Annotated in this window: 10 protein-coding genes; 3 read left to right on the forward strand and 7 right to left on the reverse strand. The window is 56.3% G+C overall.

The window, feature by feature from the left end:
• Positions 1-312: 312 nt before the first annotated feature.
• From HND91_RS22180 to HND91_RS22205, 5 genes are all read right to left on the reverse strand, one after another.
• Positions 313-771, reverse strand: a complete 459-nt coding sequence (locus HND91_RS22180) for a YybH family protein (protein WP_181708794.1) — start codon at positions 769-771, stop codon at positions 313-315.
• Between the two features lie 587 nt (positions 772-1,358).
• Positions 1,359-1,709 carry a hypothetical protein gene (locus HND91_RS22185; RefSeq protein ID WP_181708795.1) on the reverse strand — a complete coding sequence of 117 codons (351 nt, stop codon included), beginning with the start codon at positions 1,707-1,709 and terminating at the stop codon, positions 1,359-1,361.
• A gap of 992 nt (positions 1,710-2,701) precedes the next feature.
• Complete coding sequence (locus HND91_RS22195) at positions 2,702-2,959, reverse strand: hypothetical protein (protein WP_181708797.1); 258 nt, start codon at positions 2,957-2,959, stop codon at positions 2,702-2,704.
• Between the two features lie 198 nt (positions 2,960-3,157).
• Entirely contained in the window at positions 3,158-5,005 is a 1,848-nt protein-coding gene (locus HND91_RS22200) for a PAS domain-containing protein (protein ID WP_181708798.1), read from the reverse strand.
• Positions 5,006-5,055: 50 nt separating this feature from the next.
• On the reverse strand, positions 5,056-5,421 hold the full coding sequence (locus HND91_RS22205) for a response regulator (protein ID WP_181708799.1): 366 nt from the start codon (positions 5,419-5,421) through the stop codon (positions 5,056-5,058).
• Positions 5,422-5,966: 545 nt separating this feature from the next.
• Here HND91_RS22205 and HND91_RS22210 point away from each other — a divergent pair.
• Complete coding sequence (locus HND91_RS22210; RefSeq protein ID WP_181708800.1) at positions 5,967-6,239, forward strand: DUF4242 domain-containing protein; 273 nt, start codon at positions 5,967-5,969, stop codon at positions 6,237-6,239.
• Between the two features lie 42 nt (positions 6,240-6,281).
• Here HND91_RS22210 and HND91_RS22215 read toward each other — a convergent pair whose 3' ends face one another.
• Both HND91_RS22215 and HND91_RS22220 read right to left on the reverse strand, forming a co-directional pair.
• Complete coding sequence (locus tag HND91_RS22215; protein ID WP_181708801.1) at positions 6,282-7,190, reverse strand: DNA N-6-adenine-methyltransferase; 909 nt, start codon at positions 7,188-7,190, stop codon at positions 6,282-6,284.
• Between the two features lie 125 nt (positions 7,191-7,315).
• Positions 7,316-8,203: a hypothetical protein gene (locus HND91_RS22220; RefSeq protein WP_181708802.1), complete on the reverse strand. Its 888-nt coding sequence runs from the start codon at positions 8,201-8,203 to the stop codon at positions 7,316-7,318.
• 443 nt (positions 8,204-8,646) lie between these two features.
• Here HND91_RS22220 and HND91_RS22225 point away from each other — a divergent pair, with 443 nt between their 5' ends.
• A complete protein-coding gene (locus HND91_RS22225; protein ID WP_343057468.1) occupies positions 8,647-9,186 on the forward strand; it encodes a recombinase family protein in 540 nt (179 codons plus the stop codon).
• A 595-nt stretch (positions 9,187-9,781) separates the two neighbouring features.
• Positions 9,782-11,011, forward strand: coding sequence for a TadE/TadG family type IV pilus assembly protein (locus tag HND91_RS22230; protein WP_181708803.1), 1,230 nt, complete (start codon positions 9,782-9,784; stop codon positions 11,009-11,011).
• Positions 11,012-11,313: the final 302 nt, after the last annotated feature.

Raw genomic sequence — 11,313 nt, forward strand, 5'->3', positions numbered from 1 at the left:
CCTGTTCCGTTTGGGTTTAGACCATCTCCGGCCATCGTCCCGGATGACGGAAACCTACTCTATCAGAACAGGCCAGCAGGCTCGGGCGGAACTGCCGTTTGGGTTTACATGAAAGGGACAGGGGGAAATGCGCTCGATCGTCGCCAAGCAACTCACGATGCCGGGCGCGGCTTGCGTTGATCTGCTTCCTGCGAGTCACCCGTTTAGCTATCGGGCAACTCCGAACACCTCAACTGATTGAGATGCGGCGACGCGCCGGGCACCTTTGCACTATTCGCAGCATGTGAATCACTTCTCAATCTTCATTTAGGTTCACCTAGAGGCAGTGGGATTGCCGTTCCACATGTCGCGGTGGAGAAGCCATTTCTCTCCAACCATTTTGTAGACAATCAGATACTTGCCGCTATCGGTGCTTTCTTCACCACCTTGTTTTGGCACCGTGATGGCATACTCGCCGACCTCGTAGGCCATGTCACCGTCCGAGCCGACCTCAAGGGCTTTCAGAGAAAGGTTTTTCAGGCCCGCATCTATCAGAGTCTTCCAGTAAGCCTCGACAGCGGTCCTGCCCGAGATGGCACTCTCTCCGGGGGGCAGCAACTGCGCGTCTTCGGTGTATCGCGCAGCTATTCCGGCCGCATCACCTCGGTTATAAGCGGCAACGAACTCGGCATTACCGGTGTCAATCGCCGTTCTCACACTGTCGGCTTTCGCCGCACTGATAGCGCAAACCAAAGTGGCGGCGTATACAGTAGATCGGATCGCATACATCATCGATACTCCTGGTTTCGACGTATCAGCGAAAACGCTGGCCAATCTGGGTGGCCATATAGACAATAACGCGGAGAGCGTAAGATCGTGATTAATTGCGTGAATGCGCTTTCAACAATTGGATAATAGCTGAACGATCTGTTTCGGACTTGATCCCGCCATACGGATTCATTCCATGCCCATGTATGAGATTGTCCGGTTCTGCCAGGAAGATATCGAGCGTAGTTTCGTTCCATGTGATACCGGCTGTTCGCATAGCTTCAGTGTAGCTATAGCCTGGAGCCGAGCCGGATACGCGCCCGTAAATTTGAGCTAAACTGGGCCCTAGACGATGGTCTCGTGGTTTAAGAGAATGGCATGTTCGACATAGATTGTTAAAAAGAGGCAGAGCGCGTGAGGCTATCGCCTGAGACGAGAAGATTAGCAGCAGATGAATCAAGGCTGCCGACATCAAACAAGCGATGTGTGCCATACCTCTCTCCAGCGTTCTTTATATATCGAGAGAAGAGGGTCAAGACTGCGCCGACGGAATTATGCCAGCCTGGAGGGTGCGGGGCGGATAATGACATGCCGCCCCGCTTCACTTATATTCACTCTGCGAAAGCAGCCGTTTTTCGGCCGTCCTCTGTTACAAATAACTGCTCGCCAATACGCTCGAATTTAATAGTCCGCTCCGGTTCCCCCAATGCACCGGGAACTGTGACCGTTAGGTTTTGCCCGCTGGTCAGCGTGGAGGTAAAGCGGACCGGAAGTGTGGAGTCCTCTGACGAAAGCGTTGTGACAATTTGGTAGCCGTTCGCTTCGGGCGTATAGTATGCGCTGCCCATCACAGAGCCGAGGTCAATCGACTTGCCGTGAAGCGGTAGCAACTCGTCTGAATAGGCTGTGCCAGAAGCTGCGCCAGTTATGAAAGCTACTAAGAGAAAGCTACGCGTAATCATGTCGGCCTCCCTATCGGCTGTGCCGATTACGCGATTGAGGATGCGCCTATATACTTTCGTCCACAAGGGCTCGTGTTGTTGATTTTTACCATCCGGCCAAAGATGCGGGGCGCTTTTGGAAGATTGAACTAATCTTACCCGTTCTGCCCGATGTCTTTTCGAAAATTGCTCTGTGATCGGGACTGCGGAAAGGTAAAGATTTTCTCCCAATAAGGGCTACTACTGAGCACTGGAGCATAGGCTGGAGCTTAACGCGGCTGGAGATCACGATACTTCGAAGAAGCGGGCGTGGCGACGAAAACAACCGCACGAGTTCTGTTTGTCGATTTACCCCAAGCTTGAGGTAAGCAGCTTTCAAAGTGGTTCGGACGGTATTGATGGAGACCCCTAGCATTGTAGCTATCTCTGCCGGAATATTGCCGCTTCCAACCATCACGGCAACTCGTGCCTGAGCACGTGTCACACCCAGGCGTCGGAGAACGCGATCGCTGCTAGGAGGCTTGGGGACTGTCTGAAGCGTTTCGTCCTGACCAGCCAACGTTGCCGACAGTATGGCAGACGGGCTTCGACGACGAGGCTTACAGGTTGCAGTCTGAAAGGCAATGCGACCTGCGGGTTGTTCGCAGCGAAGACACAACGCAAACATTTGACAAGCGAACCTAAGACGGCGGTAATTGGTCTAAGCACAGTCCCGCACCCGGATACAGCCGCTTCGCTAAATATTCCGACCCATGACGGAGCATCCTAATGCGACTTTCTGACCTTGTCGGCGAAATGCGTGCTCGCCAAATCATCGGCTCCGACCGAGCCCTCTCACGTTATATTGGACGCGCCCCGAACTACACGTGCGAGAATCGCGCGGCAGGCTTCACCACGGAAGACTATCTGGTTCTTCACGCCCGTTTGCAAGCTGATCACCCAGACCTAGCGGCAGTGGCGTTGAAAACTGCGATCGAGCTTGGCTTTGATCAGGCTAGGTGGGGAAGATGAGTTCACAGCTTCTCGCCGATTTTGCCGATCGCATGCGATCGCGCGGCCGACCAGTCGGATTTCCGCCTGAACGAGAGTTCGCATTCCAAATCCATCAGCCCTGGCTCACCTACGAGCACCTCGACTGGAGATTGGCGGAGGAACTGCATTCGCGGGGTCTTTGGCTTCGAACGCATTGCAGCACGGATTTTAGGACAGAGCGCCTCACCCAACCGGACGGCAGCCACGACGGCTACTGCTTTCATCTCGATGACCCGCATCTCGCGGTCGCCTTCAAGCTCCGGTTCGACTGATTGAAGTCCGGTTACACTTGAAGGTGCACGCAAGTGGAACATGGTCCCTAAGAGCCGGGAGGATACCTCGGCTCGTCGATGGAACTGGGTGACACGGCTGTCACACTCATCCCACCGACGATAACGGACAGAGGTACCAATCCCAACGCCAGCAGGCAGTTGTCCTTACTGGCGCAGCCTCTCCGTTGGGCATGTCAGGTGCACGATCAAACCGGTTGCGGCCCACTCGTGTGAAAGAGCCCCTCCAAGCTGGCTGGCAGCACTTCTGATCGCCAGTTCAGTTCCGAAGCCGCGCCGCTCTGGCAGGCCGTCGATGGCCGGTCCGCCGACCTCCTGCCATTTTAGGCAGTAGTGCGTGCCAGTGTTCTCACAGGACACCGCAACACGTCCCGTGGGGGTCGAGAGGGAGCCATACTTTACCGAGTTGGTCGCCTGCTCATGGAAGATAAGGGCCAGCGCCGTCGCGCTAGTCGGGCCGATCAGCACGTCCGCACCCTTCATTTCAAACCGCTCCTGTCCCTCCTGGAGATACGGCGCAAGCAGCAGGCGCAGTAGGCCCATCATGGTCTGATTAGCGTGTGCCGGGTTGCGGCTGCGTGGAGAGTGAGGCCGAACATATTCGTGAGCTTGGGCCAGCGCCGTGAGCCGCTCTCGCAGTCGGTCGGCAAACGGCTTTGCCGTAGGTTCGCTCCTGGCTGACATCGCCAATATTCCATTCACTACGGCAAATATGTTTTTGATCCTGTGTGCAAGCTCCTTTGTCACCAACTCGTGCGCTTCCTGGGCTTGCTTCAGATCGGTAATGTCCACCGTGGCTCCTGGAAAGCGTATCGGCTGGCCCGTTTCGTCGAACTGGCATTCACCTCGCGCAACTATCCAGCGGACAGTTCCATCAGCCCTCATCAGTCTGTGTTCTACCTCGTAGAAGCCGCCACGCTGAACCACCTCACGCATGATAGTTTCGACGCGCTCTCGGTCTTCCGGGTGCACAGACGCTGTGAACATCGAAACCGGTGCGCCTCGTGCAGCGTCGGCCGGGTCAACACCAAACATCAACGCGAGCCGCTCGTCCGCTGTAATGGTCCCTGCGGAGATGTCCCACACCCATGTCCCGACTTTGCCAGCCGCAACAGCTAATTCGATCCGCTCTTGCGCTAGCCTGAGCGTTTCTTCGGCCTGTTTACGCGCGGTAATGTCCCGCGAGATCGATAGCAGCCGCTCGACCCTGCCGTCCTCGTCGCGAATCGGCGTGACAGCCACGTCCCACCAGCGCGGAGTTCCGGCCAGGGTCGGACAGAAGCCCTCAAAGCGTCCGACTCCACCCGCTTTAGCTGCCGCTACCGCAGACAAAGCTTTCTCTTCACCTCTACCGATCCAAAATGATGGCCAGGAGCAGCCCTCGATTCTGCCGAAGTCGTCTACCTCCATGACCCGCATCCCACCTTCGCTCATGAATTGAAGGTTCGCGTCCAGGTCTAGTACCTTGATGCAGTCGTCCGAACTGGCCAGCACATTGCGAATGAACCGCTCGCGGTCAGCAAGGTGCGCTTCGCGTTCGCGAAGGGCGATCTCCACCGCTTTACGTGATGTGATGTCTATCGCGACCCCCGCCAATCCTATCGGCCTACTGTGCTCGTCGCGGATTACGTCGCCCCGAACCAAGAGCGTTCTGAGTTGCCCACTTTCGTGAACGACCCGGTATTCCTGCTCATATGGGCCACCGCTCTGGATGGCTTGTTGATGAACAGCTTGGCTGCTTCCCCGATCGTCCGGGTGAATACGAGCCACCAATGCTTCGTAGGTTATCTCCTGCTCTTCGCTGAGCCCGTAAAGGCGACCCAAAGCTGGTGTGGCGACGATCGCGTTCGAACGGAAGTCCCATTCGTAAGGGATCGCGCCGCCTAACTCCTGCGCACGCCGAAGTCGGTCTTCAATGCCTGCCAGTTCTGTCCCGCCGCCTTGTGTGCTTTGCGTGAGCGGCTGAGTGGGTTCGGCAATGCTGATCTGTTCCACGGGGCTCTCTAAGGGCAGAAGGGGAGCCTCTCGAAGGGGGGGAGGAAGGCTCATCGCGAGACAGCTAACGGCATGATCGTCTGTAGCGTCTGCTGTATGAGCGGTGCTGCAAAAGGTTTCGGAACGAATGGCGCTTGGACCAGATGGGCGGGAACATCATCGGGTCGGTGTGAAGAGACAAAAGCGAAGGGGGTTCCACGCTCGGCGAGCGCCTGGGCTACGGGGAAGGACTTGCCGTCGAGCACATCGATATCGAGAAGCGCAAGCTCAATCGGCTCCTGAAGGGCAACCTGGGCTTCTGATACCGACGTGCAAAGGACAACCTTTGCTGCTGGCATATGAGTTTGGACAATCTGTTCGAGATCGAGGGCGACGAAAAACTCGTCCTCCAGGATCAGAACACGCAGGTTCGACATAGTTTCCCCTTCTAACCCTGGTCACAGGCGGTAATGGACATCAACCGCACAAGTTCCATGGAATGCAGTTTAGCGCAATCTCATTCACTCGCGCTCACCTGCGGCTCCGGAGATTACAATCGGCTATGGCTTTGGTCAGGCGAGGCGGGGATGATAAGTTCACAGCTTCTCCCCGACCGCGCCATTTGAATGCGACTGCGAGGGCGACTAGTCGGCTTTCCGCCAGAGCGTGAGTTCGCGTTCCGCATTCAGCAGCCCTGGCTCACCCACGAGCACCTCGACTGGAGTTTGGCGAAGGAATCTCATACGCGGGGTATTTGGTTGCGCGCGCATTGCGGCACAGACTTTAGAACGGAGCGCCTCACCCAGCCGGACGGCAGCCACGGCGGCTACTGCTTTCATCTCGATGACCCACATCTCGCGGTCGCCTTCAAGCTCTGGTTCGGCTGATTGTTGACCTGCCTAGCAACGGCTTCTGACCACGCGTGCCTCTGGTGCTGTGCTATTATGCGTCTGCAAAGGGGGCGCTTTCGCGGGAGGTGAAGATGACGGTCTTCATGGTCGAACGCAATCTGAAGGGCATCGGAATGGATGACCTCGCGGCAGCCCAGCAGGCAGCTATCAGGAAATCCGATGAATTCCGGGCAGACGGAACGCCGATGCGCTACATCCGCTCTACCTTCGCGCCAGAGGACGGCCGGTGCATGTGTCTGTTCGAAGCCGAGAGCCAGGACGATGTTAAGCGGCTGAACGATGAGGCCAAGCTACCCTATGACCGGGTGGTCGAGGCAATGGACCTGACGCCTCAGCGGCATTGAGTTCGCAAGGAACTGGGTTCGGCGGTCGCTACAGTCGCAGCGTCATGCCGCAGCCGAACTCGCAATGCTATTGGCGCGAACGATCCGCCCCGGCAGTGCATGCATCACGCGATCTCGAACTGTCGGGTCTGTAGACCAGCAAGCCACAAGGCATCCAAATGGTGCTTGACCACGCACCTCGCCACCCGCACCCTCGAACGAAACCCGTCCGTCAAGAAACAGCACGTCCGCCTCGCCCAGGACGTAACGCTGAAACGCCTTTGTGTGGGTGCGGACCGGCAGCAGGGCCACTATGGTGTGACATCGGCCTGCGACCCACTCGCCGAACGCCTTTTCGATCCAACGTGGCGCGTCAGAGAATGGTGGGTTCGCAAAGACCGCTCCGCACCAAGGCTGGGCGAGGCCATTGTCTTCGATCGTATATCGTTGGGGCGTCCGAACGCGGCTGTCCGCATGGGCGCACGGGTCCAAATCGAAGCCGCCAACGGCTTCATCAAGCGGCTGGAAAATCGAAGGCGGCGTGAACCGACAGTCACGGCTGCCGCCCTGCCAAGACGAGATTTCCGGCTTCCGTTCCCGTGTGGACGGGCTGAGGTAGGCAAGCACTTTGATCAGGCTGGCGAAGTTTCCCCTCCCTCGTTCGAGGTTGCTAACAGTCGCTGGCGACAGCTTTGTTTTTGCAGCTACCGCCTCCAGTGACATTCCGCGACGCTCTCGCATTTTCCTGAGGGCTTCGCTCACCGAGCGAGCCGTCGGCAAGCGTGTCAGGCGGAAGTCGAGTTCGTCCATGATGGCGAGCGCAGTCGCGAGCCGCCCGCGTCCGCGCTCCACCTCCCACACCGCCTTTGCGCTAACGCCGCATCGCGAGGCTAATTCTGACTGCGTCAGCCCGATGCTCTTCCGTTTGTGCTTAAAGCGGTCGCCAAGAGTCATCAGATTCCTTCCGATCATTCGGTCGATTTCTCGTGTGTCTACATTCTGAGACGAGTTGTGGAGCGGCTTTAGAGGCCATTTGACACGGGGTGCGCTGCTGAGGCGCACCCAGTGGCGCTCATGCCAAGGTGGCTGATTGCATGCTACGTGAAACGCACCAAGTAGGACTGGGTCGCGCTACCGCCATTCACCTTAGTTGCGGGAATATCGAGTTTCTTCTGCCAAGGCATGCCGCGCCAGAGAACACGGGTATGGGCCCGGCGTTCATGGCCCGCTTTCTTACTGCCGGTGGCTGCTCCTGTTCTGATACCCGCCAACCAAGAGCGACCGATTTCGATCTTCGTGGGTTTCGGTAGTTCAGAAGCACGTCCATGCAAAGAATTATATTCGCGGGTTTTCTTGAGATGGGTCTGAGACCTCTGCACAACATCTCGAGGCTGAAACAGCAATGTAGTCGCTACAATTACGTCCTCTGCCACGAGTTCGGTTCGCGCCTCAAGCATTTCAGCTACGCTCCGGCTGACCCTACTTCTAGCCAAATGGATATGAAGGTGCAATTCTGACCCCTTTAGATGGAAAGTAGCCGCATCCATAATCCAATTAGATGCAAGATTATTGAGTGATGCGTTCTGACGAACAAAGATTCGCCCCTCGATGGACTCGCTATTCTGATCCAACACTACGCAGTAAGTGCGCTCGTAATCAAATTCATCCTCAGCACAGTTGAACAGGTATACACATCGGGGATGCGGTAGTGAGAATGTCTGCTGAGACAAGCGGCTGATACCGTCACGACGGAGGCTCCAATACGGCTCGTGTCCGAGCCAGTCGTTGTGGCTACGGTCAAAGAAGTAGCCGAACTCATAACTTGGCTGGGCCCAAAGTTCTTTCCTGGTCCCCCAAAGCAGACCGACATCCTCGATTCCGCGCCACCTTGCAAAGCCCACGACTTCTCCGGCACCGAACCCGGTTACAGCGAGAATCTCCTCGCGCTTAGCCGCTTTTACAAAATCGATGTAGTCGAAAGGCATACTGTAAACTCCACTTTTTGAGGTAGTATCCAAATGACGCAGCGTGCGATACTTTCTGCACCTGTCATATGGGTTTATATGAAGTATATTTGGACACGAAGGAATGAAACTAATCAGAAATTGAAATTGGCATGCAGTATATCTCCAAATGAGTGTTATACAAAGTTTTGTATTACGGGCTGCTGCGTCTGAAGTAATGTTGGTCCCGGCGCGCGAGACCGGGACATAACGTTCCGCTTTTATTATGATTGGTGCTCGACACGACCTTTCGCGTATTGATGTAATCTACTCGATGTTATGTGGGAGTAGCTCGGCCGCTGGCAATGAGGCCCTGCTCCGATGAGACTGCGCCGCCCTTGTTTCCCACGTTCCACAGAAATCGGTTTCTCGTCAGTGAGGCGGCGGTATCATCGAGCCTCAGATGTCAGGGAGATGGTCGGCGGATGATCATCGGCTATGGGCGGACATCGACGGCTGACCAGACGGCGGGCCTGGAGGCCCAGATGGAGCAGCTTCAGAGGCACGGATGCGCGAAGCTCTTTATCGAACAGGTTTCCTCCGTCGATGCGTCACGTCCCCAAATGGCGGCCGCGCTGGAGTTCGTTCGAGAGGGCGATCAGTTCGTGGTCACCAAACTGGACCGACTGGCCCGGTCCGTGCCGCACTTGATGACGATCGTGCAGCACTTGGATCAGCGGAAGGTCGGGCTGCGCATTCTCGATCTCAACATCGACACCACGACGCCGACCGGCAAGCTGTTGTTGAACCTCCTCGGCTCTGTCGCCCAGTTCGAACGGGAGATCATGTTGGAGCGGCAGCGGCACGGAATCACCAAGGCCAAGGCGGAAGGACGCTACGAGGGTTGGGCTCCTACCGCAGTCGTAAGGCCAATGAGGTTCGTGACCTCGCCGCTGCCGGATCGAAGGTCGGGGAGATCGCGGCACACGTTGGCATATCGAGAGCGTCGGCATACCTGCTCTTGAAGGGAGCGTGGGTGGACGCTGTAGCGGCATAGCGGTGGTCGGAGTTCCAATCACCGCATGTTCGTCAGCCGATCCGGCCACGCCTCATCATAGACTTCAGGATGCCGGGTATCTCCGCCCGACGCTCCGCACGAGAACGAGCACAGGCAGATTCCTCGTAAAGCTTGGCTTGATCTTTGGCTAGTTAAGCCCGGCCCGTGGAGACCAACGGCCAGCTTGAATAAGGCCGCGTGTCCGTCTCCAGATGGCGTACTGCGCCACGCATTCGCTACGGCCCCGACTGTCCTCTCCGGACCCGCAGGGCCAGACGATGTCTTGTTGGTAGCAGGAGCTATGTGCCGCTGGATATGACCCATCCTGAAGTTGAGCGCAAGTACTCGTATGTACGCAGACTTGCGCATTTGATAATAGCTTTTGATACAATGGCCGATGGCAGATTAAACCTAATGGTCCCCTCTAACGATCTATTTACATTCTCGTTTAGAGTTTTACATCAAAACGAGGTGATCTCTACATTTCATTTTCGGAGTTTACTTCATATTGACGGTGACCCTGCCGTATTGGTGCGCGATGGCTGCAGCGTACGGAGACGGTCATGGTAGAGGCCACCAGATTCAAGGTGATCAGTTCGTTTCGACAGTCAACTGCTGGGTCGGTCATTGTCGGTTTCGCGGTGGCTTTACCGGTCTTGGCACTGTCCGTGGCTGCGGCGGTGGAATACGGAAGTCTGAAGAGCACTCGCACAGTTATGCAGGCCGCAGCGGATAGTGCCGCACTTGCCGGTGCCGAAGCGATTGCCAGATCGTCACCAAATGATAGCACGCGCATTCAGAAGGCGATGCAAGCAGCTAGCGCCTACGCGTCAGCAAACGCTCCGAGTGCTGCGAGCACCATCACGGTTGACGAGGCACAGAATATCGTCCAAGTAAATCTTAGAACTGCGCGGACGCTATTTTTTGGAGGAATCTTCGGGAACTCGCAGAGTGAAGTCGCAGTTGTGTCAAAGGCTGTAGCTGCTGGCAGCCAGATCGCGTGCATTCTTGCGACTGCGCCGACCGGCAACGCGATAAAGTTAGATGGAAACTCTTCTGTTACTGCTTCGGACTGCAACGTTTGGTCAAATTCATCAGCCGCCCCCAGCATGAGTTTTTCCGGGGGTAGCAGCACGAGGGCGAAAGAAATCTGCGCTGTGGGAACCTACAGCGCAACGGCGAGCGTATCGCCTACTCCAAAGTCAGGATGCAAGGCGCTCTCCGATCCGTTCGCATCGGTCGATCTCACTAATCTCGGCACTGCATGCGACTACGGAGCAATCAATGTCCCTGCTTCTATAACATGGAACCTAAATCCTGGTGTCTATTGTGGAGCAATAACGATTGAGGGGTTAGTAAACCTTAGCCCTGGCATCTACGTGTTTAAAGACATAAGTCTCGCCATTCGAGGTAAGGCCCGCGTGACCGGCAATGAAGTGTCGATGCTCCTTTTGGGCACGAGCACAGCCGTGTGGACCGGGCAAGCAAAACTAGCTCTGACCGCAACGAAAAGTGGCCCGCTCTCCGGTATTACAGTAGCCGGTGCAACTAGCAACAACACTGTGTCTCTTTCTGGGTCGCTTGACACTGCGACAGGCGAGCAGCTTGACGTGAAATCTACTGGCTCGATCTATCTCAGGGCTTCGCATCTCTCACTGTCTGGCCATACGAAGCTCAGTATGAATGGCGAGAGTAGCATCGTTGCGAATACCATTGCGGTAGGGGGAAACGCTCTGTTGTCGTTAGCCTCTACGAAAAGCGTGGTGGTCAATGAGGCTCGACTTTCACGATGACTGCCACCTTAGGATTGACCCACTGTGGATCGGCTAGTTTGCCGGGTAGCTCTCGATAGACCTTTCGCTTTCGGCCAAACTCAATCTGTCCTGCTCCCGCAGTCCTACTCTCACGATGCCCCCAACTCTGTTTCAGCCCGGCGCGCTGTGACATGCGGGGAACGATCCGGTCCGTCTTTCCCTGTCCCTTTCATGTAAACCCAAACGGCAGTTCCGCCCGAGCCTGCTGGCCTGTTCTGATAGAGTAGGTTTCCGTCATCCGGGACGATGGCCGGAGATGGTCTAAACCCAAACGGAACAGG

This window comes from Chthonobacter rhizosphaerae, assembly GCF_013839525.1.
In the GTDB taxonomy this organism is placed as follows: Bacteria; Pseudomonadota; Alphaproteobacteria; order Rhizobiales; family Pleomorphomonadaceae; genus Chthonobacter; species Chthonobacter rhizosphaerae.

Coding starts and splice junctions, on each gene's coding strand:
- HND91_RS22225 (WP_343057468.1), top strand. CDS start 8,647: ATGATCATCGGCTATGGGCGGACATCGACGGCTGACCAGACGGCGGGC.
- HND91_RS22180 (WP_181708794.1), bottom strand. CDS start 771: ATGATGTATGCGATCCGATCTACTGTATACGCCGCCACTTTGGTTTGC.
- HND91_RS22185 (WP_181708795.1), bottom strand. CDS start 1,709: ATGATTACGCGTAGCTTTCTCTTAGTAGCTTTCATAACTGGCGCAGCT.
- HND91_RS22205 (WP_181708799.1), bottom strand. CDS start 5,421: ATGTCGAACCTGCGTGTTCTGATCCTGGAGGACGAGTTTTTCGTCGCC.
- HND91_RS22220 (WP_181708802.1), bottom strand. CDS start 8,203: ATGCCTTTCGACTACATCGATTTTGTAAAAGCGGCTAAGCGCGAGGAG.
- HND91_RS22230 (WP_181708803.1), top strand. CDS start 9,782: ATGGTAGAGGCCACCAGATTCAAGGTGATCAGTTCGTTTCGACAGTCA.
- HND91_RS22210 (WP_181708800.1), top strand. CDS start 5,967: ATGACGGTCTTCATGGTCGAACGCAATCTGAAGGGCATCGGAATGGAT.
- HND91_RS22195 (WP_181708797.1), bottom strand. CDS start 2,959: ATGCGGGTCATCGAGATGAAAGCAGTAGCCGTCGTGGCTGCCGTCCGG.
- HND91_RS22215 (WP_181708801.1), bottom strand. CDS start 7,190: ATGATCGGAAGGAATCTGATGACTCTTGGCGACCGCTTTAAGCACAAA.